The following is a 22782-nucleotide window of genomic DNA, read 5'->3' as shown; positions in this document are numbered from 1 at the left end:
GGGATCGTTGTTACCCATAAAGACAAACCTGACTGAAGGGGGTTTACCTAAATGAACAAGAACGAGCTGATCAGCGAAGTCGCCGAAACCAGCGGACTGTCGCGCAGCGATGCCACCAAGGCCGTGGAAGGCGTTTTCGACGCGATCACCGCCTCGCTGGCAAAAGGGGATGAGGTTCGTCTGGTAGGCTTCGGCACCTTCTCGGTCGCCAAGCGCAAGGCATCGACCGGCCGCAACCCGCGTACCGGCGAGCCGATGACCATCAAGGCATCGACCCAGCCCAAGTTCAAGGCCGGCAAGGGCCTGAAGGACTCGGTGAACTGATCACCGCACGCTGGCACCGCCGCCTGAAAAGCGCGGCGGACACGGCAAGCAAAACCGCGCGGAAGGCCATGCCCTCCGCGCGGTTTTTCTATGGCCGATCCGGATTAAATCGATCGCGTATGGGCGCGCGTTACAGCCTGATCAGCGCGGTGGGCGCGACCTTGCTGGTCGTGTCGACGGTCCAGTGCAGCACCTTCAGCGTCCCTTCGGTCACGGGGCCGTCGTCGGTGTTGTTGGTCAGGATCTCTCCATCGGTGCGGATGGTGAACTGGCCGTCGGGCAGGACGATTTCGGTATCGTCACCGCCATTGTTCTTTGCTGCGCCCATCGCCATCATCATCGACATGCTCTGTCCCATGCCCGACTGGTCGCCGCCGAAGCCGGGGGCCGTTACGCGCACGCTGCCATCGGCGCGCGGGGTGACAGACACGAATTGCGTCATCCCCGGCATGTCTTCCAGCACCGGAAACAGGAAACTGTGCGTCAGCATGCCATCGGTGCGGAACTTCACATCATAGACGCCATTGCCGCGATGCGAGACTTCTTCCCAGCCACGCATCTTTTTCAGCGACGCGACCAGCTTTTCGGCCATTTCGGGATCGCTGGGATCCATGCCGGCGAACATCTTGGCGAATTGCTCCTTGTCGCGCGCGTCTTCGGCCTGTTCGTCTTCCCAGTCGGCCTGCTGCTCCTGAATTTCCTCGCCGGTGCAGTCGCGCAGCTCCATATCCTCGTCATAGCAGGCGGGTTCGAACGGTTCCGGCTCGTCCATCGCGGCCATCTGGCTCAGCCCCATGGTGGTGATCTCACCCTCATAGCTAAAGCTGAAATGGCCGCCCTTGGTCAGCACCAGTTGCGAATCGAACTTGCCGGGCGTGAACAGGCACCCCGTCAACGCCATCGCGCCCGCACCGGCCAGCAGAATGCGCGACGCGCGCGCCAGTTTGTTCAGAAACATGTGATCCCCCCTTCGGGCCGAATCGTCCGGCCCGTCCCTTTGCAGCCTGTTTAGAACGAACGCATTGCGCAGGCGTAAAGCGAAATCGCCGCCGCGTTCGACACGTTCAGGCTCTCTACCGTAGAGCTGATCGGCAGGCGCGCGATCTGGTCGCAATGTTGACCGATATTGTGGCGCAAACCGTCGCCCTCGGCGCCCAGAACCAGCGCGACGGGGCCGGCTGGCAACGCCTCGGCCAGGGTCACCTCGCCGTCCCCGTCAAGGCCGATGCGCCAGTATCCCGCCTCGGCCAGTTCATCCAGGGCGCGGGCAAGGTTCACGACACGCACCCACGGCAGGGTTTCCAGCGCGCCCGATGCGGATTTGGCCAGAACGCCCGATTCGGGCGGGGCGTGCCGGTCCTGCGTGACAATGCAGGCCGCGCCGAACGCCGCGGCAGAGCGCATGATGGCGCCCACATTATGCGGATCGGTCACCTGATCCAGCATGACCACGGGGGCGGCGGGATCGCCTTCCAGAATGTCCTTCAGGAACAGATCGGGCAGGGGGTCGCATTCGATCACGATATTCTGATGCGGCGCATCGCGCGCGACCAGACGGGCAAGGTCGGTGTTCTGGGCGAATTCGACGCGAACGTCCGGGGCAGGCTCGATCCCTTCGGCGCGCAATTCGTCCATCATTTCATGGGTGGCCCAGATGCGGTTGATGCTGCGATGGGGGTTTTCCATGGCGGCAAGCACGGCGTGACGGCCCCACAGGCGCACCGCGCCCTTGGTGCCGCGCCCGCTGCCGCGTCCGCCCTGCATGCGCCCCGCGCGTCCGCGCAATGCTTTCTTCTCGCCCTTGTTGGCCACTGATACCTCGTTTCTGGAATGGCCGGTGCGGCCATGAATCTGCTTTATCAACGCGCTGTTGCCAGTCCCCCCATTGACAGGCAAGCGCAGCTTCGCCAAAGGGGCGCCTCTCGGCCGATTGGCTCCGGTTACGGAGCATTTCGCCAAGGGTCTTTTCGGGCCCATCATGCACCGGTGTGGACAGGTGGCCGAGTGGTTAAAGGCAGCAGACTGTAAATCTGCCCGCGCAAGCGTACGCTGGTTCGAATCCAGCCCTGTCCACCACCGCCCTTTCTCAGAACATCCCCGAAAAGCCCTAGAAATCGCAGAAAACCAAGGGTATTATCGCCTTTGCTGTCCGCATTTGACCGCTGCAATTTGCCTGCAACCGGAACAAAGTGTGGGGGTAATGTGGGGGTAAAGTGGCTTACCCCCACACTTTGGTTTCGCAACTCGGTCCCGAGAAGTGTGGGGGTAGAGCAATGGGCAAACTCACGGCGGTAGCGGTCAAGGCAGCATTGGCGAATCCGGGCACCTATCAGGACGGTGACGGATTATTCCTGAAAGTGGACAAACGCGGGGGTGCCTACTGGAATTTGCGACTCCAGCAGGATGGCAAACGACGAGACATCGGCGTGGGCAGTGCAAAGCTGGTGACACTGGCCGAGGCGCGCGCGAAGGCCGCCGACCTGCGCAAGGCGGTCAAGGTCGAGAAGCGCGACGTGCTGACTGAGCGCAAGGACGAGGAAGCTGCCAAGGTCACCTTCCGCGAAGCCGCCACCCAATATCATTCGGAGAACGAGGCAGGCTGGAAAAGCGATGTCTATGGTCGCCAGTGGCTCGCCAGTCTGGAGAACTACGCCTTCCCGAAACTGGGCGACATGACGACTGGCGGAATCACCGCTGCGGACATCATCTCGGTCCTGACGCCGATCTGGCAGGAAATCCCGGAAACGGCCCGCCAGGTTCGCAACAGGATTTGCGCAGTGCTGGACTATTCCCATGCCAAGGGCTGGCGCTCTACCGAAGCTCCATCGGGCAATAGCAGCTTGAAAGCGGGGCGAGGTCTGCCGCGACAGATCAAGAAACCGGCCAACCGCAAGGCGATGCCATACGTGGCCGTTCCTCCATTCCTGACCGCGCTACGCCGAAAGCCATCCTACTCGCGTCTCGCGCTCGACCTTCTTATTCTGACTGGCGTTCGTTCGCAGGAAGTGCGGCTCGCGAAATGGGACGAATTCGATCTGGACCAGCGCCTTTGGACAATCCCTGCCGAACACATGAAGCGCAACAGGGCGCACATCGTGCCGCTGTCAGAGGAAGCTCTGGCGGTGCTTGTGAAGGCGGACGCAATGCGGCTTGAGGGAGCCGAAGTGATATTCCCCGGCATGACCGGTAAGGCGATGTCCAACATGACACTGCTTAAGGTCATGCGCGACATGCAGGAGCCTTTCCACGTCCACGGTTTCCGCTCCAGCTTTACCGACTGGGCGGCAAACGAAGGCTTCCCCAATGCGGTTGTCGAAGCGGCTCTCGCGCACAAAACGCCTGACGCAGTGCAGGCCGCCTATCGCCGCACGACTTATTTGGGCACACCGGACAATCCTGGCGCACGGGTGAAGCTGATGGAAGCGTGGGGAGACTATTGCTCTGCGCATGTTGCTTCGTAGTGAGTGCATGATCATAGCAGTTCACGCCGTACATTGATGATTATGGCCATCCCAGGTTAAATTGAATGCAATTCATTTTTCGGAGAATTGGTTGCGATGGGCGCCGCTCCGGCATTGATTATCCCTTGGATATGTTTTCGGCTCGGCCTTTTATGTCCAGCCAAGCGCCCCCATCTTAGATACAGCTACCAGTCGCAATCGACGGTCTTAGGCATCCAGTTTAGAGAAGCCACCTCCTTCAGTTCCGCCTCTTAGTCGCAGCCGATCCAATTCTGGCGCGCTGCATTCATACTGAAGGAATCGACATGACACATTTCGGCAAGATCAAGAGCTACAACAGTGACAAGGGCACCGGCATGATTACCCCGGACCAGGGCGGCGACGCGCTGGCGTTCGGACGGAAGGATCTGCAGCAGGAAGCACAGGAGCCCAGCGTCGATCAGCGCTACGGTTACGACACCAGCGAGGTCAACGGTGGCAACATGCGGGCCATCAACCTGCAGCCGCAGCAGGGCGAAGGTCCCGGCCTGCAGGAGCAGCAGGCGCGCGCCCAGCAGGGCTAGCTCGTGAATGTCAGCCGGGGCCGAAAGGCCTCGGCTGACTTTTCTTAGCGGTGCGAGAGGAGTTCGCCATGACGCTCGATCAACTGATTTTCAACTACGAGCTTGCAAAGGCCAATGCGGTGCGATCAGGTTCGTTGGTAGACCGAGAGACCTATTTCGATCTTGTCGGCTATTATGAAAAGCGCATCAGGGCAGCGCGAGCCGGTTCGCTTCAGTCATGGACTGGCGCGCCACGGGACCAGCTTCCATCGGATAGGTTCCAATAGGTATGAGCCAGGTTCCCGAAGCGCAAAGCGGCAAGGCCCAGACGACAAACGAGTGGGAAAATGAAGGTGGCTCGGCCACGCCCATTTCATCGCCGGTATTGCCCGAAGGGGTCACTGCGGTGACCATCACCCAATACTGCGTCGGTCCATACAGATATACCAGTCTGGACGACGCGCTGGCCGAGCACCGGCGTCAGTCTGAAGCTGAATGAGCGCGATCCGGTCACAGCGGCACCCGTCGACACAAGCGACAATTTCCAAGCCATTCGACCGAGACCGTTGAAATTTTTTTATACGCTGTTATATAGATATTGCCTAACGTCGTTTGCGACGGATTATGATTGCCGCAGTTTGCGCACAAGCGTGAGATCGGCACCACTTCCTTTTCATGCACTATGGTTCCGCGACGGAATACGTCCGTGCGGATGATTTTTCGTACGCTAGGAAGATGGATTGGCGAAGGAAGAGCTCATTACGATGGAGGGTGAGATCAACGAGATCCTGCCCGATGGCCGCTTCGGCGTCACCCTCGATAATGAGCATCGTCTGATCTGCTACACTGCAGGCAAGATGCGCCGCTACCGCATCCGATCGGTCGTTGGAGACCGCGTACATGTCGAACTGACGCCCTACGATCTGACCAAAGGCCGGATCGTCTTTCGCGAACGAACACCCGGGCAAGGCCCTGGCGGTGGTCGCAAACGCGGATACAGGCGCTGACACTCTTATAAAGGCGGCAGGATGGACCTGCCGGATACAAGACAAATGAACAACAGCACTGCACGCGCCACGTCGCGTGCCATACTTTCGCCGCGCTATGGCGCATCACACTCGCTGGCGAGAAAGGGTTATTCGCCCATTGTCGCAATGATCCCGACCCTCGAATTGCGACGCCTCGTCGCGACCATGGTCGACTGACACGCAATTCAACCAGCGGCCATGCAGCAGCATTCCCGCCCACGCAGGAGAACTGACATGGACCTGAACCTTGAATATGCTGCACACCAGCGCGCGCTCATGGGTGCCGGTGTTGCCGCCAACGACGATGACCGGCTCGCGAAGCTCGCAAAGGCCTCCCGAATAGCGGGGCGGATAAGCGAGTTTCAGCACGGTTTGGGTGCTGCAGCGGCATGTGCTTGGAGCCAGGCGCAATTCACAGCTCCCACCGTTTCACGGACAGGACCCGAACCGACTATCTAGTTGCGCGGAAACGTGCGATACAAACTCTGCTCTCGTTGAATTTCGACGGGTATCGACGATTGGCGCGGAAATCGGATCATTCCGCTTTTCATACCAATAAGACGACGACCTCCTTTCAATTGACGACTTGACGCACGAATCCGGTTCGCAACTTCGCGGACCGGCCCAATCCGTTTCTTGAAAGGAAGCGAAATGACTATCGGTACCGTAAAATTCTTCAATGGCGACAAGGGCTATGGCTTCATCCAGCCAGACGATGGCTCCGCCGACAGCTTCGTGCATATTTCTGCTGTGCAGGCCGCTGGCATGCAGACGCTCGATAAGGACCAGCGCCTCAATTACGAAGTGGAAACCGGTCGCAACGGTAAGGCTAGCGCGGTCAATCTCAGCGTCGCCGACTGATCCTGTGACGATGGCGAGCGCCGTGAAGGAATTGGCCCTCGCGGCGCGTGCTATCAATCATTCGAGGGGAGGTCTGAATGCAGCAAGGTTACAAATTCTATTCCGCTCGCGCGGCTGAAGCCAAGACGGAGGCAGCGGAGGCGACGTTGGAAAACGTTCGTTTACGAGCATTGCGCTCCGAGGCGATGTTTTCGAAACTGGCTGACCACGCCAGGAAGGTCGAAGCTGATCGCGAAAAGGCCCGGTTGAAGAAGGCGGACGATTCTCAGGCGAACTCGCTGCAGGACGGGGCTTCTTTTGATAAGAAGTGACCTGTCCCGGCTTCGAGCGTCTGAAAGTCCCAGGTTTGCAATTGGTCGACGACATCCATTCCAATGAGTAGTTCGTCTTCGACGACAAAACCGTCGCGGGCAAAACCGGCATCAGGGCGAAATCCTCCCGGGATAGTCGCTCCGCAGTCTGGAACGACAAATTATCAAACGCGCTTCGGGGTAGATTGATCTATACGCCAGCGGCATCGGCAGGTTGTGTTGCGCAGGGCTCGACTTGCGTTGGGAATTATTTGCAAGACTTGATCCTGCCAAGCTGCTACGCCTTGCCCCATCGCTGTAAGTACCACTTTGGCGTCCTGCGACTGAGAGACAGGTTGGGCTCCCGCTTTGCACGAGGAGACTGACGTGAATTCCCGATACGCCCCATCCGGACTCATGGCGAAAGCCGTCTTTTGACGCCGTTCCGCAAATCGGCGGTGCGTCTCACGCCAGCTGCGGCACGCCGCCAGGGCGATGCCACGCGATTGGCAATGCTTGTTCTTGGGCGAGAGGCTGCGATTTCATTCATGAACGCGCCAAATGACAAGTTGGGCGGACGGCCGATCGACCTCGTCATCGAAAGCGAAGAGGGACGCGCTCTTGTCGAAGGCGCGCTCGCCGAAATCCAGTATCCAGAAGCGGTTCCTGTCAAGGAATAGCCACGCAGCAGAATGCAGCAAGACCTGCAACCAGGCGACCCGAAGGGACGCATCGCATTTTGCGGTGCCAACCTCGACTTCAGGGCCCCCATTCCCGATGGGAATGGGGGTCTTTTTTGGTCCAAGCTGGCAGGTTCTGCCTTCTGGCGTTTCCGCCTGTCCGCTTCGAACGTGTGACAGTGCACCAAGCCCACCAAGTTGCACCATGATGGAGCGTTGGCTTGACTAGGTGCCCCACTAGAAATGGACTGCTTTCCTTCTTCAAGGTGACACTTGTATTGTACAATTGACACGTCGTTGAAGTTTCCGCGCCCGTTCTATACATTGGTCGATGGTTTCGCGGTTTGCGCTCAGGATGCGCTGCGCCGTTGCTAGCTCTTCCCACGCTGCGGGATTCTGTGACCGGATCATCCGTATTCCCGCCTCCACGATGGTTGGTTCGCCTATCGCCTTGCGAGCCATTCGTTCGGGCCAATGCCAGCTTTCGGGCATGGCGCGGGCGATGGTGCCGGGAAGGATCGACCAGAGCAGGATGCCGGCAGCCAGCCCCATGCCTGCGAAGCGCCAGGTCTGACGCTTCTGCACGTCCTCCGTGCGGACGCGCCCGACAATTGCAGCGAGCCGACCAGTTGCGATGTCCAGATCTTTGCGACCCTGCCGGAACAGGTCGCTGCTGTCGCGCAGCATGTCGAGAGAGGTGCGTTTGATCTGAACCGCGATGTCTTCCGGCGTCAGCTCGATGGCGGGCTTGCTGCCGATTGTGCTCAACGTCTTCGAGACCTTTGCCAGCTGATCGGCCATCTGGCCGAGTGTCGCCGTGTAGTCCGGGATTACGATGTCGGCTCGCTCCCTGGCCATGTTCTGCACTGTATGGCGCACCATTGCCATTTCGCCTTCGAGGCGAGCGAAGGCCTCCGTCGCCGGATCGGATTCTTCCACCGCGTTCAACTCCGGTTCCGGTTGATGGGCGGGTGGTTCCTCGACTTCGAGGTCCAGCTGCACTTCGTCGATGTGGTCGTCTTCCATGTCGTTTCTCCTAAATGCCCATGTCGAAAGCACGGGTGCGCTCGCGGGAAAGGGTTGCGGTGAGTTCGTTTGCGATGCTGCGTTCGGGCTTGGGATCGATGCCGAGTTCGCGGGTCTTGCCGCGCAGCAGGCGTTCGACCTGCGGATCGCGTTCAAGCGTCTTGGCCAGCTCATTCTGTTTGGCCGACATGCGGGCTGCGCCTGCTCGATCACCTTGCTGCTCAAGCTGCTTGCGCGCCGTGCTCAACCCCTGCCAGTCGCTGACAAAGCGCTCGGTTCGCAGCGCAGGATCAGTGCGGACTGCGGCTTCGTGCTGCATGGCGCGCATGGCTTCCTGGCTGCGCCCGCCTGCGGCCTCTGCAACTAGTTCAGGACGCCGCTCCAGCGCCTTGGCGAGATCGGTGGCGGCATGGGGCCGGATCGCACTGAGCGCCTTTCCTGCCTTCTCCAGCGCGTCCTTCTGGTGCGGAAGAACGGGCAAGCCCTGGGCCTGCATCGTGCCGATATCGCCAAGCGCGCGGGCGTAGCGTTCGACCGCTCGGCGCTGCTCGTTCTGCGTGTTTGCCTGCGCCGGAATCGGCTCAAGCTGACGGGCCTGCGGACGGAAATTTCCGAAGATCGATTTGGTCTTCTCCGGCACCTGCCGAACCATCTGCACGATCCGCTCGCGGAAGCTGATCCCACGCAGTTCGGCGAAGGCCTGCTTGGGGCGGTAATCTCCCGCCATGTCCTTTCCGCGCTCGCGGCTCAGCGTGCGGACAAGTTTCGACTGGTCGGCAAAGTCATCGCTCCCATAGTGCAGCGCCATCCCGTCGCGGTGGCGCGACATGGCGACATATGCGGAATGGCTATCCATGCCGGGCGTGGCGAGCACATGGGTGCGGTCCACCGTCATGCCCTGCGCCTTGTGGATGGTGGCGGCGTAGCCATGATCGATATGGGCATAATCCTTCGTGTCGAACGCAACCTCGCGGCCATCGTCGGTGCGCACGGCCATGCGCTGCGCGCTAGCCATTGCGACCGTGCCGAGCGTCCCGTTCTTGACCCCAAGCCCGCGCTCGTTGCGCAGGAAGATGATGCGGTCGCCGCTGGCGAACTGCCGCTCGCCGCGTGCCGCCTTGATCGTGGCATCCGAGCCCAAAGCGTCAGCCTCGCGCATCTTCCCGCGTGCCATCTGGTTCAGCTCGCGCACCTCGTCATTGGTGTGCGTAAGGATGATCCGGCTGTCTTCGGGGCTGCCCTGTCGCTCGCTATTCCACCGCTCGATCAGCGCCGTGCGCGCCGCCTCACGTGTGTCGGCAGCATGGACCATGCCACGTTCTTCGTAGGCCTGGAGTGCTTCGCCGGTACGGCCCGTGGCGAGGTGCCTGGTGGCATCCTGTTGCCATGCGGATAGCTGGCGGCGGACCTCGCTGATCTCGACACCGCCGTGGCGTTCATGGATAGCCCGGAAGGCTGCGCCTGCCTCGATGGCCTGAAGCTGCTGCTGGTCACCGACCAGGACCACTTTCGCACCGGCCTTGGCGGCATGGGACAAAACGCGCTCCATCTGGCGTGTGCCGACCATCCCCGCTTCGTCGATGACGAGCACATCCTTGGCAGTCAGATTCTCTCGCCCCTTGCCCCATTGATGCTCAAGGCTGGCGATAGTGCGAGATGCGATACCGGAGCCGTTCTCCAACCCCTCGGCAGCAATGCCGGAAAGCGCTGCGCCGCGAACATGGTAGCCCGCGCTTTCCCATGCCTCGCGCGCGACGCCCAGCATCGCGCTTTTGCCCGTTCCTGCGTAGCCAACGACCACGGCAAGGCCGCCCTTCTTGGTCACGTGCTCGAAGGCGGATTTCTGTTCGCCGGAGAGTACCAAGCCGCGCTTCGCAGCACTGGCGAAAGCGTCGTTCCGCTGAGCGTTGCTGACATTATGCTTGGTGCGCTGCGCCATCGTGTCGGCGGCGTGATGCAGGCGTTGTTCGGTCTCGATCATTGCCCGCGACGTGAACCGATCCTGCCCGCGTCCGTCCTTGCCCAGCGCAATCAGGTCGGGCGAACTGCGCACCGCATAGTAGGCCGCGTCGAACTGCTCCTTGCCATCGCTGTGTCGGTGAACGAAGGCCGCGAGATCGCGCTTAGTGAACGTCGCCTGCTGGTGCGTGATTGCATCGAGCGCCAGCACCGGGCTGGCAATAATCCGCTCTCCATTGCGCTGGGCGATGGCGCGGTGTTCTTCGATCCGCTCGGCTTCCAGTCCTCGCCCGCCAATGCGCGAGGCTGCGGGGCCGATCTTGTCCTGCGGCTCCAGCGCAATGCCCTGCGCCTCCAGGCTGCGATGATCGATCCGCGCGTCGATGTCGCGTTCCGCCAGCGCACGGTTCACATGATCGGCCCAGCGCTCGCGCCATTGTTCGATCAGCGCGGTCTTGTTCCAGTCGCGAACCTTTGCGCCAAAGCCGTCTTTCGTGACCTCGCGCATCGTTAGCATGACATGCACGTGCGGCTTGGCCTTGCCGTCTTCGCCGATATCCCAATGGACATTGAGATCGGCGATCATGCCTTTCTCGACGAACTCGGCTTTCACGAACTCGCGTGCCAGCTTGACGTTGTCTTTCTTCGACAGTTCGCGTGGCAGCGCGAACTCGACTTCGCGGGATAGCTGGGCATCCTTGCGCTTCTCGGCAGCTTCGACCGCGTTCCACAAGTTGGCGCGATCCGTGAAGGCTTCTGGCGCGCCTTTTGGCAGCATCACTTCGGAATGAAGAACGCCTGCCTTGTTGGTGAAATCATGGGTTCTGTCGATCCGCTCATCGTGCAGTTGCTCGCCCGCACGATAGGCCGCAGCCGCTACGGCGCTGCGTCCGCTCGACCGTCCGATTACCTTTGCGCTGAAGTGAAAGATTGCCATGGCGGCATTCCAGTTACACCGCAAAGCCTGCGTCGGCACGACGTATAAGCGCGCCCTCTCATGATAAAATCCTGATCGGGACTAGGCGGTATCACATTGTCCCGGCGACCTTACTGCATTGAGAAAGCTCACCGATTATCATGGCTCCATCACACCAACGATGGAGACTTCCCATGCGCAAACCCCGCGATTTTGATTCGGAACTCAAGGCACTTGCCGACAGGGCCAAGCAGTTGAAGGAACGCCGCGTGCGTGACCTAGGCGTGCTGGTCATGGCAACCGGAGCCGACGCGCTCGATGCCGATGTCCTTGCAGGCGCGCTGCTCGATGCTGCTGCCAACTCCGACAAGGCAATCGGGGAGGGCTGGCGCAAGCGCGGCGCGGCATTCTTTCAGGGCAAGTCACGCGACACTTCGAGCGGACCTCGCCAGCAGCCGGAAGGCACTCTCCCGCTCGATGGCGGCGCGGCACCGGCTTGAAGCGGCGAAGGCAAGAACCGACATGCGCGAGTGGCAGGTCAAACGTCGTGAGCGGACCCGGCAACTGATCGAGCTTGGCGGCCTGGTCGCCAAGGCCGATCTGGTCGACCTTACCGACGATGACCGCGCCGCGCTCTACGGCGCTTTCCTCACCGTCGCCGCTAAGCTGCGCGGACCGGATGGGGCGCAAGCGCTGGTGCTGTTCCGGCGCAAGGGAAGGCGGGCGTTTGAGGCGGAGCAGCAGGACTGAGTTAGATCAGCGTCATGGTGAATTCTTATGGCTTTCCGTCTGCTGGCTGATGGCAGATAAGCGCCCCAGAGGCGGTCATTGGGCGGGCGGCTGATGCGCCGGAAAGCGGACAATGTTTTTTGGCTACCCTCAAGGCTCCGTTCCAAATGACAATTTGAAGCCCGCTTCACGAATTCGTGAAGCGGTCCGCGCGAAGTATGCTACAAGCATCCATCACATAAAAATCTTCCGAGCCATGTGTGACCGAGGGACCGACCGCGCCCCCGCTTGATGTGGGAGTGCGCACCATGTGCCTCAATCAAATCCTAGAAAATGAACAAGTTACGCTCATGCAGCACCCTGCAGTTGACGATGCGGCAAAGATCAAACCCTTGCGGCGGAAGCTGAACATGTTTCAAAAACTGCTCAAAGAACATCCTTACGCTCACCGTCCTTATACCCTTACCAACAGTTCTGATGGCCAGATGGCGTCGGAAGCGAACGAGCCGTCTGGATTGATCCCCGGCCTGGCCGCTTGGGAAAATGAAGGCGGGCATGTTGAGATGGCCAAATCGCAGAAGCGCAGCAATCGTGAGATACGCAAACCCAAGGCCGAAAAGCCTAAAACTGGCCCCAAGCCGCCGGTATCTCCCGTTAGCGAGTTGATGAAGAAGCCGAAAGGAAAGCTGTGAGACGATTTTTCAGCGCGCTCACTCCGGATTGCATTTGTCGGTAACGCCCTGCCGCGCCGCTGCGGCATAGCGACATTCACGACAGACCTTGAACTGGCGCTCCGATCCTCGGCCGGAGTTGCCGAAACCGCCATTATCGTCATGCGCGACCCGGGAAGCGTCCATGACTATCCTCCCTCGGTTCGGCTCGGGATCGACCAGGATGATCCGGAGCAATATCGCAACGCAGCCAAATTCATAAATCGGGAGGGTTTCGACCTCGTCTGCCTGCAGCACGAGTTCGGAATATTCGGCGGGGAAGCCGGCAGGCTCATTCTCGACTTCATTGCGGCGTTGAAGGTGCCACTGGTCACTACGCTTCACACCGTTCTCGACCGGCCAAGCGATGATCAACGCGAGGTCACAGAAGCAATCGTTGCTGCATCGAGGCGCCTCGTCGTCATGGCGCGCAAGGGCAGGCACATCCTCGTCGAAACCTATCGCGCCGATCCCGGAAAGATCGATGTCATTCCCCATGGCATTCCTGACGCACCCTTCGTAGACACGCTGGGAGCGAAGCACAGGCTCGGTTTCTCGGGCCGCAATGTCATCTTGACCTTTGGTCTCATCAGCCCGAACAAGGGTATCGAAACGATGATCGAGGCGATGCCAGCGATCATCGCGCGCTCGCCCGATGCTCTCTATGTGGTGATGGGAGCGACGCATCCGCAGCTTCTGCGGGAAGCCGGGGAAGCGTACCGTGAAAGCCTTGTCCGGCAGGTCGAAGCCCTAGGGCTCAAAGATCACGTTGTGTTCCTGAACCGGTTTGTCGATCGCCCCGAACTGCTCGACCATATCGCCATGTGCGACCTCTATGTGACGCCGTATCTGGATGAGGCCCAGATGACGTCGGGCACATTGGCCTATTCCCACGGCCTGGGCCGGCCCGTCGTCTCTACCCCCTATTGGCATGCCGCCGAACTGCTCGAAGACGGCTCGGGAGTCCTGGTGCCATTCGGCGATCCGGCGAGTCTGGGCCGCGCTGTCGCTGGCCTGCTCGAAGACGTCTCAGCGCGTCTGGACATGGCAAAAAAGGCCTATGCGGCCAGTCGCCCAATGATCTGGGCGAATACGGCGAAGCGGTATGTCCAGTGTTTTGGCGCAGCGCGCCGGGCTCTGCCGACAAGTCAGTTGGCAGACGTTCTGCCGCCGGAGCACTTGTTGACCGCAAACTGCATGCTTCCGGCAGCGTCTGCGCGGCATCTCGTCGACATGTGCGACGACACCGGGATGTTCCAGCATGCAGTGTTCTCAATCCCGGATCGCCATCACGGCTATTGCATCGATGACAATGCCAGGGGATTGTTGCTGTGCTGCACTCCTGAAAACGGACTGGATGAGCCCTTTGCAGAAGCCATGTCCCAGCGATTTGCAGCCTTTGTCCAGCATGCCTGGAACACGGACGAACGTCGCTTCCGCAATTTTATGGGTTTTAGCCGACAATGGCTGGAGTCCGTAGGGTCCGAAGACAGTCACGGCCGGACATTGTGGGCGCTCGGCACGTGCGCACGCTACGCTTCGGATTCGACACGAGCAGCTTGGGCCCAGCGCTTGTTTTGCGAGGCGCTGGAGAGTGCCCTGTCCTTCACGTCTCCGCGGGCATGGGCCTTCACGCTGCTCGGCCTCGACCACTATTGCGCGACTTGTCCGCAGGACAGGAACGCCGACACACGGCGTGGAGAATTGGGTCAGCGGCTTGAGCGCCTGCTGATTGCGACCGAAACGCGTGGATGGACCTGGTTCGAAGACCGGCTGACCTATGATAATGCCCGTCTGTGTGAAGCATTGATCCGCACCGGCAAAGCGACGAAGATCAATCATTTCACCGAAGCTGGGCTTCGCAGCTTGCGCTGGCTTATCCGCGTTCAAACGGCTCCGCAGGGCCATTTCCGGCCTGTCGGCTCGATGGGGTTCACGCGGAAACGCACGACTCCCCGCCTGTTCGATCAACAGCCGCTGGAAGCCTGCGCAACGATCGCCGCATGCGTGGCTGCGAATGCAATCGATCCGGCAGCGCCATGGCCGGATGAGGCAAGGCGGGCATTCGCCTGGTTCCTGGGGGAGAACGATCTCGCCATTGCATTGGTCGATATCGAATCCGGGAGTTGCCGGGATGGCCTTCATCCCGACCGCGCGAACGAAAACCGGGGCGCCGAGTCCGTCTTGTCCTATCTGCTGGGGCTGGCGGACATGCATGTCCTTGAAGGGATGACCCGCAGCGACACCGTGTCGATCGGCCACAGCCCTGAACCCTCTGTTTGTCTGGACCGTGACGATGCATGAAACGACCACGCGCACGACGCCATTTTTCAATCGCCAGACGCTGCACCTGAGGCCGGATCCCGCGCGCGTGGTGCTGCGTCCATTCGAGCCAGCACCTGAGCCCAGAGCCCTGAACCGGATCGACAAATCGAGAGCTTGCCGCATCTTCGAGCGAATTCTCGCCCTCGATGAAACAGGCATCGAAACGTTGCTGGCGGCAACGCTCGCGAACTTCAAAGGCAGGCACCGGAACCTGCGCGACATCTTCGATCGGCGAGCGACAGAAATGTCCGGCGCATTTGCCTGCGATCCATCGTTATCCGAAGCGCGGCATCAGTTGATCGGCGCCTATTTCCTCAATGAATACAGCTTCGAGGCAGCCGCGCTGTTCAACCCAAGCATTGTCCCGCATCCAAATCAGTTCGGCACCACCGGAGGCCGATTCATCCTGAGCGCAAGGGCAGTGGGCGAAGGCCACATCTCGTCGCTGACCTTCCGGACCGGCAATGTCGCGGCTGATGGTACTGTTACGATCGATGCCCCGGAGCGCCTTGCGAGTGCTCCCGAAATTACCGCGCGAGTTGGTGATCGGGTGGAACTCGCCTTCGATCCCGCCAGCGAGATTACCGAGCGGGTGATCTTTCCCATCACAGAGCATCAGGCAAATGGTATCGAGGATGCGCGCTTCGTTGCGTTCGAGCACGAAGGCAAGACCACATATTACGCGACCTACACCGCCTATAGCGGCCAGGCCATCAGGTCTGAGTTACTTGAAACGGAGGACTTCGTTTCATTCCGCATGGCACCGCTCAAAGGTGTAGGCGCACGCAACAAGGGAATGGCGCTATTCCCTCGGAAGATTGGCGGGCGCTACGCGATGATAGCGCGCCACGACAACGAAAATCTCTACCTCATCTATTCCGACAATCTGCATGAATGGGGGCCTGGCAAGCCTATCCTCCAGCCTACGCATGCGTGGGAGTTTATCCAGATCGGCAATTGCGGTTCGACTATCGAACTGGACGAGGGATGGTTGCTCTTCACGCACGGTGTCGGCCCGGTCAGACACTATTCGATCGGCGCCGTGCTGCTGGATAAGGACGATCCCTCCAAGGTCATTGGACGATCCCGCCAACCACTCATCCAGCCGGAGGCATCCGAACGCGAAGGCTATGTGCCGAACGTCGTGTACACCTGCGGCGCCATGCAACTGGAGGGCAGAATCGTGCTTCCCTATGCCATCTCCGACACCTTTTCGACCTTCGCAACCGTTGAGACTGCGGCGCTGCTCGAACTTCTGAAATCTTGAAAGGAATAAATAGGACCGACAATCCAACAGCACTCCCGATTGAGGACGCAAGCGATGCCGAACTGGAAGCAATGCAGCGATACGGCATCACGCGCGTGCCCGCTGCGGTTTATCTGGTTGGGCTTTATCGCTATTCGAAGCTCGCCGATGCGCTTGCCGAGGCGAAGCGCAGAGAGATCGCATTCTGAGGCACTGCCCGGAACTTCTGATGGGAAGCCGGGCTGGCCAGTTGTCGTGCAAGCGGCCGGGCCACCCGGCGCCAAACTTGCCATGAACAATTGAGTCCAATCCATGCTCACCGTCCAGGAAAGGACTACCAATGGAACTTACATCCGACCAGTGCCGTGCACAGGAAGCCATTCAATGGGAACGCGCCAGGAGCGAGCCGCTCGAAAATGTCCGGATTGTGGCTCTGAGAGCTGCAATCGCCTGGGGGCATGAAGCGACGGCAGCAGAACGGCGGGAAGCACGCAAGCGCCGTACACGCGCGATCGCCGAAATCATGCAAGTGCAGCAGCAGCGGAGCGACGACCATGACATACGAAGTTTCAGCGAGAATCCGGATCGCGGTTTCGCGGACGTTTGATAGCTCATGCAAGAACTGCTCATCAGGCATCGCACGAGCTACCGCTATCAGGTGCCGGTTCAGCTCGGGCCGCACCGGCTTATGCTTCGGCCGCGCGAAAGCTGCGAGGTCCGTCTCAAGACATTCGATCTTACGATCCTGCCGCAAGCTCAGGTATCCTGGGCGCATGACGTCTTCGGGAATGCCGTCGCGACAGCGATTTTCACGGGGCTGACCGAAGAGCTCGTTATCGCAAGCTCCGCGCGCGTACAGCTTGAAGCGGTCGCATGGCCCGTGTTCGATATAGCGGCGTCCGCAATTTCCTACCCCTTCCGCTACGCCGACGACGAATGGACCGACCTCGGTGCCCTGACCGTGCAGAGCTATCCTGATCCGGGCGGTAGATTACGCGATTGGGCGCAGGCGTTCGTTGGCGGCAATCCGACCGATACACTGGCCATGCTCAAGGATCTGAGTACCGGCGTGACCGGATGGATCGCATACCAGTCGCGTGATGACGAGGGCACTCAGTCGCCAGAGCAAACCTTGAAACGCGGCTGGGGCTCGTGCCGGGATTTTGCTGTGCTGTTTGTCGAAGCGGCCAGAAGCCTCGGCTTCGGGGCGAGGATCATTTCCGGCTATCTCCACAATCCGGATCAAATTCTGGACGGCACTTCGGGGGCCGGGTCGACACACGCCTGGGCGGAAGTCTTTGTGCCGGGAGCCGGCTGGATACCCTTCGATCCAACCAATCGCAGTGTTGGCGGGGCCAATCTCGTGCCTGTGGCAGTAGCCCGCGAAATCGGGCAAACGATTCCGGTCGCCGGAACCTATGTGGGCTTGTCGGGACTGGTGGATGCGATGAACGTCGAGGTCTCCGTCGCCTCTTCGGACGATTGCTCCTGATTTCGTCTCGATGTCCACCAGAGCAGGATCAGCAACCCGATTATCGCGGATGTCGCCGACCCCAGGAAAACTCCCAGCTTGGCAGCCGGCATCAATGCCGAAGTGAAAGCCAGGTTCGAAATGAAGATGGACATCGTGAAGCCGATTCCCGTCAGGAAGGCTCCAGCCGTCAGAAATACCCAGTCGAGCCCGTTACCGAGTGTTGCGACACGGAAGCGCACTGCCAACCATGCGAACAGCAGCACACCTGTCGGTTTGCCGACCACCAAACCCGCGAAGATGGCAGCGGAGACCCGCTGGTCCAGATCGACTCCCGAAAATGCCACGCCGGCGTTGGCCAGTGCAAAAATCGGCATGACCGCAAACCCGAGCCAGGGGTGCAGCATCATTTCCAGGCGTTCCAGGGGAGAGAGCGATTCCTCGATCGCACGTCCGGTTTCCCTCAGATCGTGACGTTCCGATGTGTCGCCGCTCCAGTGCTCGCCAGTCGGGTAGGACGTCAATTTTCCCATAATGGAGCGTAGCCGTTCATCGCCCACCCATGGACGAGCAGGAGTCATCAAGCCGAGAATTACGCCGGCAATTGTCGCATGAAGACCGGAGGCATCGAAGCATAGCCAGATGCCTCCGCCGAGCACAAAATAGACCGGGATGCTCCTGATTCCTATGCGAGCGGACGTCGCCACAACGCCAAGACCAAGCATTGCCAGGCCAAGTGCACCGAAGTTCAGTGTCTCGCCATATGCGACCGCAACGACGGATATGGCGCCAACGTCATCGAAGATCGCCAGAGAAACCAGAAATATCCGCAACTGCGCAGGTATGGATGATCCAAACAGCGCAAGGCCGCCGATCACAAAGGCCGTATCGGTCGCCATCACGGTTCCCCAGCCGTGTACACCGGGCTGCCCGTTCATGAGGACGAGATAGATGGAGACGGGAACCGCCATGCCGCCGAGCGCGGCCAGGAAGGGCAAGGCCGCGACTCTCGGATTGCGAAGCTCGCCCAGAGCGAATTCCCGCTTGAGTTCGAGTGAGACGACGAAAAAGAACAAGGTCATCAAGGCATCGTTGATCCAGTGATGCAACGAGCGGGTGAAATCCAGCTGACCCACCTGAAGGCCTATCGGCATCTTCCAGAAGTTCAGGAAAGGGGCGGACAAGGGCGAGTTGGCCAACACCAGTGCGACCATGGCGCAAAGGAGCAACAGTCCCCCTGCCGCAGCCTCAATCTTGAGGAAGCGCGCAAATGGCCTGGTTACGCGATCGGCGACTTCGATCGGAAGACCCTGGTTCCTGTTCTTATCGATGATGTTCCATGCCTCGTCGGAAGGTCAAAACCGGAGGTTGCGTTCAGCGAGGCGCACCGCGAGCGATTTCCTTTTCGATCATCCTGACGAACATGTCGCCATATTGTTCGGTTGAACTGTAGTCTTGCTCGTATTCCCCGACGTTATGGCCGGTGCCGAAGGCTGACTTCAAGCGCTCGAGAATTTCGGGCTGGTTTTCTGCAAGAAAGCAGATCAACGACTGAAGAATCCTGGCATGCGCGAGTACTCTGCGCTCCAGCTCGGTTGCTTCGGCTTCCATTTTCGTTTCCTTTGTCGTTCCTGGTGCGGAGACTGTCACCAAAGCTGGCCTATCGGGCAGATCTCTGGCGCTGCAATTCAGCCTTTGCGAGCTCGAGGTCCGTATAATTGTAAGGACCGACCCGGTAGTTCGTCACGGTACTCGCTGTGATCCCGGCAGGGATCTCCGGCTCGGGCGGACTGAACGCGTTTCTTTCGACCTCACCTTCCCGAAATCCTTGAGGCCGGCTTGACGTAGATGTCACTGCCGGGGGATCTTGCTCGCGACAAACGGCAAACATGTCCTTCAACAAGGCAAGCTGATCGGAAATCCGTTCCAGCGCAGAGATCTCACGTTCCTGAAAGGTAAGTGCGGCGCGTCTCTTGACGAGTTCCACCGGCGGTTCCGCGTCGAAGGGAAAACCGGGAGATTGCTCTTTCATAGCCCGATGCCTCTCAAATAGAATGGTGTCGCCGGACGCGAGCTTCGTCCCGATGCTGGCCGATGCGCTTCGCATAATATTCCACCAGATCGAAGTAGGTCGGCCGATCTTCGCGACCCTCCGACCGCCGCGCATCGACAAGGGCACGTTGATGGTTGGCGTAAAGCTGATTGAGGTCCATCACTGCTCCTTTCCTGGTTGGAGCCACCCAATGGGGGATTTCCCGCCGGGCGAGTTTACTTCTGATCAGGCCTTCTTCAGGTTCACGGCGCAAATCTCGCCGTCATGGTCAGATTGCGTATCGTACCCATAGCGGTCATTCTGCTTCGGCAATTGAGCTTTGTCCTGGAGATCGGCCCACGTGAATGGCAAGGGTCCGCCACCCTTCTCGGGTGCAATGAAGCCCGTGCCAGTTGTTTCGTTGTAGTCGCTGACTTTCCCGTGCTGGGTCATCACGCGCATTCCTTCCGCTCTGGGGCAGCCCTGATTGGCTGCATCCGCAACTAAGAGGCGTAAAAGAAGGAAAGAGGCGTTTCGGCCACGCCAGTCACCGTCGTTCGCGACAGGTAGCTATTGTGAAATGGGGTGCACCCCCAAAAAAACAAGGTCGCAGTGAGAACATTGAGAGGATGAAATGCCTCCTCCTACGGAGGGCTCGAATGAGCCATGTTTCTCAAAGTTGGTATTTCCAGACCAGCAACACCGAAAGCGTGCAAATCATCAGCAGGACAAGGGGCAGGCCGGCGCGCACATAGTCCCGGAAGTGATATCCACCCGCGCTCATGATCAAGATGTTGGTCTGGTAGGCAATGGGAGTTGCATAGCATAAATTGCATCCGAACAGCACGGCGAGAACCAATGGCTCCGCTGGTGTGGCAAGTTGTTCGGCCAGGCTCACCGCGATGGGCGTGCCTACCGCCGCGGCGGCCGTGTTTGACGAGAAATTCGTGAGCAATGTCGCAAAGGCCATCATGACCGCCAGGACTACCGCTCCCGGAAAGCCCTGCATCCCAAGCGCAAGCGAACTGCCAAGCCACTCCGCTGCGCCCGTTTCCAGTAATGCCCGGCCAAGCGCGATGCTGGCGGCGACAAGCACGATAACCTTGGCGCTCAAGGCCTGGCCCAACTGATCGAACTTCACGCATCCCGTCGCCAGCATGACGATCGATCCCGCAAGGGCCGCGACTGCAATGGGGACAAGATGCAGCGCCGCAAGCAGGACAACTCCCGCAAATATCAGCAAGGCAAGGCCAGCCTTCGCCGTACGCGGAATTTCCGCTGCGCCCTCGAGCATCATTGTGCCTTCGCTGATCTGGATTTGCTCCAACGCAGCGCTGCCGCCCTGTACCCACAGCACATCGCCAACTTCCAGGCGTTCAGCATCGGCCCTGGACCTGCCAGGGAAAAACGCCTGTTCCGGATGATGAAGCCCCATGACTGCAACGCCATAACGGTCGATGACTTGTGCTGATCTTATAGTCTGCCCGATGAGCGAGGAATCCGCTCCAATGACGAGCTCCGCCATCACCTGGCCTTCACCCTTGTCTCCGGCAAAGGTCTCGACGGTCTCCATCATTGCCGGGCGCACGAGAGGCATTTTCATCGCCGAACTGAGTTCCTGCAACTCGGCGCTTGTGCCCTCGACCTCTATGGCATCGCCAAATTCTACAATGAACCGAGAATCGGTCTGCAAGCTGCCCTTGCGAACAGCCCCGACCACTTCAAGCGCCCCATCGAACCTCCTGCGCAGAGCCTGCAGGGATTGGCCGATTGCAGGCGAGGCTTCCCGTGGGAAGAGCATGGACCGAAATCGACGGGTCAACTGCTCGTCACTCGCACTGTGGGCAGGGAGCAGACGCGGCATGACAAGCCAGAGGTATGGCAGCGCAACCAGGGCGGCGAGAAGCGCCACATCAGTGAAATGGAATATGCCAAATCGGGGAAGGCCAAGATCCTCTGCAATGGAAACCACCAGCAGATTGGTGGAGGTTCCGATCGTTGTAGCCATCCCGCCGATGAGAATGGCGCAATTCATCGGCATCAGCGTTTTCGATGCGGGTATGCCGGCGCGGATGGCCAGGTTGATCATGATTGGCATGGTCAGGACCAGCACCGGCGTATCGTTCACGAACATGCTCATCAGGCCACCGACCACGAGCGAGAACAGGAGGCCCAGCAACCTGCTGAACTTCCACAGACGCGTGAGCAAACGTCCTGCCGGTTCAAGTGCACCGGTCACGACCAGCCCGCGCCCGAGGATCATGAGGGCGCAGATAGCGATCAGCGCTTCATGGCCAAATCCGCCAAAGGCAATTTCCAGCCCGGTGTAGGATCCGTCATGCTCGATCGGGAAAAAATAGGCGCTAATCGCGAGCACGGCGATCAGAACGAGCGAGACAATCTCTATCCGGACACGACCGCTCGCAAAAAACCAGAACGCCGTTACCGCGATCAACATCGCTCCGATCGCATGTGGGGACGGAGCAACCAAAAAAGCTCTCCTTGCTCAGGTTTCGACAGGGATCTCGTTCGGCGGAGGAGCCAACCAAGAGCTTATGGACGGTGGAGGCACCAAATGCTTGCGTCCGCGCGCAGGGAAGTGCCGGATCAGAAAGCCTTTCTCACATCACCAAATTGCCGGAAGCCCGGGCAGCCAGAGATGTTAGCCTGTACTGCCAAAACCCGGGGGGATGTGGTCGCGGTCAGCAGCGTCGTCCTTTGCCCGCTGTCCGGTTAGCACATCGACCATGCAATTGAAGTATTCCAAAGCCTCGTAAGCGGTTGTGAGCGGCAAGGCTACCTTGGCACCTTCCAGTGCTGTAGCAACCTCGTTCTCTGTCGCGGCGCGGACCCGGCGGACAAGTTCGTCGCTGTTCATTTTCTTATAATAGCACGGGGCAAAGGTTGCCTATAGCTTGTTTGGATCGAAGATCGCCGCCGTTCCGTTTGTTCATCCGATATCGGAACCGTGGTGCCCCGTGCGCAAAAGCAAGTAGGTGCATTGAGTATATGGGGCGAACGATTTGGCAATTGGGCGCTGCGGTTCCCTCTGTCGCAAGAGCAGAAATCATCACACCTACTAAGAAGCGTGAATAGCTGCTTTCTCCAAGGTCACACCTGAAACCGGACAGTCTCCTGACGGCCCAGTTTTAGCCATTTCGGGCAGACAGGTTCGACCGCAA

The 22782-nt window shown here is 59.6% G+C and carries 29 protein-coding genes and 1 tRNA gene; 18 read left to right on the top strand and 12 right to left on the bottom strand.

Annotated elements, in window-relative coordinates; genetic code table 11:
* Window positions 1-51 precede the first annotated feature (51 nt).
* Complete coding sequence (locus LOZ77_RS06920; protein WP_230281440.1) at window positions 52-324, top strand: HU family DNA-binding protein; 273 nt, start codon at window positions 52-54, stop codon at window positions 322-324.
* 130 nt (window positions 325-454) lie between these two features.
* Here LOZ77_RS06920 and LOZ77_RS06915 read toward each other — a convergent pair whose 3' ends face one another.
* Together LOZ77_RS06915 and rlmB are read right to left on the bottom strand one after the other, a co-directional pair.
* A complete protein-coding gene (locus tag LOZ77_RS06915; protein ID WP_230281439.1) occupies window positions 455-1282 on the bottom strand; it encodes a hypothetical protein in 828 nt (275 codons plus the stop codon).
* A gap of 50 nt (window positions 1283-1332) precedes the next feature.
* Window positions 1333-2187: a 23S rRNA (guanosine(2251)-2'-O)-methyltransferase RlmB gene (gene rlmB, locus LOZ77_RS06910; RefSeq protein WP_230281438.1), complete on the bottom strand. Its 855-nt coding sequence runs from the start codon at window positions 2185-2187 to the stop codon at window positions 1333-1335.
* Between the two features lie 127 nt (window positions 2188-2314).
* On the opposite strand from rlmB, the gene LOZ77_RS06905 reads away from it, so the two are divergent.
* The 6 genes from LOZ77_RS06905 (at window position 2315) to infA (ending at window position 5334) form a co-directional block, all read left to right on the top strand.
* Window positions 2315-2400 (top strand) — tRNA-Tyr (locus tag LOZ77_RS06905).
* Between the two features lie 197 nt (window positions 2401-2597).
* A complete protein-coding gene (locus tag LOZ77_RS06900; RefSeq protein ID WP_230281437.1) occupies window positions 2598-3785 on the top strand; it encodes a site-specific integrase in 1188 nt (395 codons plus the stop codon).
* Window positions 3786-4090: 305 nt separating this feature from the next.
* The gene (locus tag LOZ77_RS06895; RefSeq protein WP_230281436.1) at window positions 4091-4348 is read left to right on the top strand and encodes a cold-shock protein; all 258 of its coding nucleotides are present in this window, start codon (window positions 4091-4093) and stop codon (window positions 4346-4348) included.
* Window positions 4349-4416: 68 nt separating this feature from the next.
* Window positions 4417-4614: a hypothetical protein gene (locus LOZ77_RS06890; RefSeq protein WP_230281435.1), complete on the top strand. Its 198-nt coding sequence runs from the start codon at window positions 4417-4419 to the stop codon at window positions 4612-4614.
* A 2-nt stretch (window positions 4615-4616) separates the two neighbouring features.
* The gene (locus LOZ77_RS06885; protein ID WP_230281434.1) at window positions 4617-4826 is read left to right on the top strand and encodes a hypothetical protein; all 210 of its coding nucleotides are present in this window, start codon (window positions 4617-4619) and stop codon (window positions 4824-4826) included.
* 241 nt (window positions 4827-5067) lie between these two features.
* A complete protein-coding gene (gene infA / locus LOZ77_RS06880) occupies window positions 5068-5334 on the top strand; it encodes a translation initiation factor IF-1 (RefSeq protein ID WP_230281433.1) in 267 nt (88 codons plus the stop codon).
* Window positions 5335-5439: 105 nt separating this feature from the next.
* On the opposite strand, the gene LOZ77_RS06875 is transcribed toward infA, so the two are convergent.
* Complete coding sequence (locus LOZ77_RS06875; protein WP_230281432.1) at window positions 5440-5724, bottom strand: hypothetical protein; 285 nt, start codon at window positions 5722-5724, stop codon at window positions 5440-5442.
* Between the two features lie 282 nt (window positions 5725-6006).
* Between LOZ77_RS06875 and LOZ77_RS06870 the strand changes: the two genes are divergently transcribed.
* From LOZ77_RS06870 to LOZ77_RS06860, 3 genes are all read left to right on the top strand, one after another.
* Entirely contained in the window at window positions 6007-6216 is a 210-nt protein-coding gene (locus tag LOZ77_RS06870) for a cold-shock protein (protein WP_230281431.1), read from the top strand.
* A gap of 77 nt (window positions 6217-6293) precedes the next feature.
* Window positions 6294-6527: a hypothetical protein gene (locus tag LOZ77_RS06865; RefSeq protein WP_230281430.1), complete on the top strand. Its 234-nt coding sequence runs from the start codon at window positions 6294-6296 to the stop codon at window positions 6525-6527.
* Window positions 6528-6940: 413 nt separating this feature from the next.
* Window positions 6941-7186 (top strand): antitoxin Xre/MbcA/ParS toxin-binding domain-containing protein, encoded by a 246-nt coding sequence (locus LOZ77_RS06860; protein WP_230281429.1) that lies wholly within the window; start codon window positions 6941-6943, stop codon window positions 7184-7186.
* 261 nt (window positions 7187-7447) lie between these two features.
* Here LOZ77_RS06860 and LOZ77_RS06855 read toward each other — a convergent pair whose 3' ends face one another.
* Both LOZ77_RS06855 and traA read right to left on the bottom strand, forming a co-directional pair.
* Window positions 7448-8212 carry a DUF6118 family protein gene (locus LOZ77_RS06855; RefSeq protein WP_230281428.1) on the bottom strand — a complete coding sequence of 255 codons (765 nt, stop codon included), beginning with the start codon at window positions 8210-8212 and terminating at the stop codon, window positions 7448-7450.
* 10 nt (window positions 8213-8222) lie between these two features.
* Window positions 8223-11108: a Ti-type conjugative transfer relaxase TraA gene (gene traA / locus LOZ77_RS06850; protein WP_230281427.1), complete on the bottom strand. Its 2886-nt coding sequence runs from the start codon at window positions 11106-11108 to the stop codon at window positions 8223-8225.
* Between the two features lie 173 nt (window positions 11109-11281).
* Between traA and LOZ77_RS06845 the strand changes: the two genes are divergently transcribed.
* From LOZ77_RS06845 to LOZ77_RS06810, 8 genes are all read left to right on the top strand, one after another.
* Window positions 11282-11587 carry a conjugal transfer protein TraD gene (locus tag LOZ77_RS06845; protein ID WP_230281426.1) on the top strand — a complete coding sequence of 102 codons (306 nt, stop codon included), beginning with the start codon at window positions 11282-11284 and terminating at the stop codon, window positions 11585-11587.
* A complete protein-coding gene (locus LOZ77_RS06840; RefSeq protein ID WP_230281425.1) occupies window positions 11565-11837 on the top strand; it encodes a conjugal transfer protein TraD in 273 nt (90 codons plus the stop codon). Before LOZ77_RS06845 ends, LOZ77_RS06840 begins: the two co-directional genes overlap by 23 nt.
* 287 nt (window positions 11838-12124) lie before the next feature.
* Window positions 12125-12508 (top strand): hypothetical protein, encoded by a 384-nt coding sequence (locus LOZ77_RS06835; protein WP_230281424.1) that lies wholly within the window; start codon window positions 12125-12127, stop codon window positions 12506-12508.
* Window positions 12509-12535: 27 nt separating this feature from the next.
* Window positions 12536-14830: a glycosyltransferase family 4 protein gene (locus tag LOZ77_RS06830; RefSeq protein WP_230281794.1), complete on the top strand. Its 2295-nt coding sequence runs from the start codon at window positions 12536-12538 to the stop codon at window positions 14828-14830.
* Entirely contained in the window at window positions 14823-16118 is a 1296-nt protein-coding gene (locus LOZ77_RS06825) for a glycoside hydrolase family 130 protein (RefSeq protein ID WP_230281423.1), read from the top strand. Before LOZ77_RS06830 ends, LOZ77_RS06825 begins: the two co-directional genes overlap by 8 nt.
* Window positions 16115-16306 (top strand): hypothetical protein, encoded by a 192-nt coding sequence (locus LOZ77_RS06820; RefSeq protein ID WP_230281422.1) that lies wholly within the window; start codon window positions 16115-16117, stop codon window positions 16304-16306. The genes LOZ77_RS06825 and LOZ77_RS06820 overlap by 4 nt, the downstream gene beginning before the upstream one ends.
* A gap of 131 nt (window positions 16307-16437) precedes the next feature.
* Entirely contained in the window at window positions 16438-16704 is a 267-nt protein-coding gene (locus LOZ77_RS06815; protein WP_230281421.1) for a hypothetical protein, read from the top strand.
* 6 nt (window positions 16705-16710) lie between these two features.
* Window positions 16711-17589: a transglutaminase family protein gene (locus tag LOZ77_RS06810; protein ID WP_230281420.1), complete on the top strand. Its 879-nt coding sequence runs from the start codon at window positions 16711-16713 to the stop codon at window positions 17587-17589.
* On the opposite strand, the gene nhaA is transcribed toward LOZ77_RS06810, so the two are convergent.
* The 7 genes from nhaA to LOZ77_RS06775 all read right to left on the bottom strand — a co-directional run bounded on the left by nhaA (window position 17514) and on the right by LOZ77_RS06775 (window position 22478).
* Window positions 17514-18821: a Na+/H+ antiporter NhaA gene (gene nhaA, locus LOZ77_RS06805; RefSeq protein ID WP_255671249.1), complete on the bottom strand. Its 1308-nt coding sequence runs from the start codon at window positions 18819-18821 to the stop codon at window positions 17514-17516. The genes LOZ77_RS06810 and nhaA overlap by 76 nt on opposite strands.
* 121 nt (window positions 18822-18942) lie before the next feature.
* On the bottom strand, window positions 18943-19179 hold the full coding sequence (locus tag LOZ77_RS06800) for a hypothetical protein (RefSeq protein ID WP_230281418.1): 237 nt from the start codon (window positions 19177-19179) through the stop codon (window positions 18943-18945).
* A gap of 49 nt (window positions 19180-19228) precedes the next feature.
* On the bottom strand, window positions 19229-19600 hold the full coding sequence (locus LOZ77_RS06795; protein ID WP_230281417.1) for a hypothetical protein: 372 nt from the start codon (window positions 19598-19600) through the stop codon (window positions 19229-19231).
* A 13-nt stretch (window positions 19601-19613) separates the two neighbouring features.
* Window positions 19614-19781, bottom strand: coding sequence for a hypothetical protein (locus LOZ77_RS06790; protein WP_230281416.1), 168 nt, complete (start codon window positions 19779-19781; stop codon window positions 19614-19616).
* Window positions 19782-19846: 65 nt separating this feature from the next.
* Window positions 19847-20053: a cold-shock protein gene (locus tag LOZ77_RS06785; protein WP_230281415.1), complete on the bottom strand. Its 207-nt coding sequence runs from the start codon at window positions 20051-20053 to the stop codon at window positions 19847-19849.
* A gap of 220 nt (window positions 20054-20273) precedes the next feature.
* Window positions 20274-22058 (bottom strand): SLC13 family permease, encoded by a 1785-nt coding sequence (locus LOZ77_RS06780; RefSeq protein ID WP_230281414.1) that lies wholly within the window; start codon window positions 22056-22058, stop codon window positions 20274-20276.
* Window positions 22059-22262: 204 nt separating this feature from the next.
* On the bottom strand, window positions 22263-22478 hold the full coding sequence (locus LOZ77_RS06775; RefSeq protein WP_230281413.1) for a hypothetical protein: 216 nt from the start codon (window positions 22476-22478) through the stop codon (window positions 22263-22265).
* Window positions 22479-22782: the final 304 nt, after the last annotated feature.

It is taken from the genome of Croceicoccus sp. Ery15, from assembly GCF_020985305.1.
GTDB lineage: Bacteria > Pseudomonadota > Alphaproteobacteria > Sphingomonadales > Sphingomonadaceae > Croceicoccus.
The sequence above is the reverse complement of the archived record's forward strand: the minus strand, read 5'-3'. Positions and strand labels throughout refer to the sequence as shown.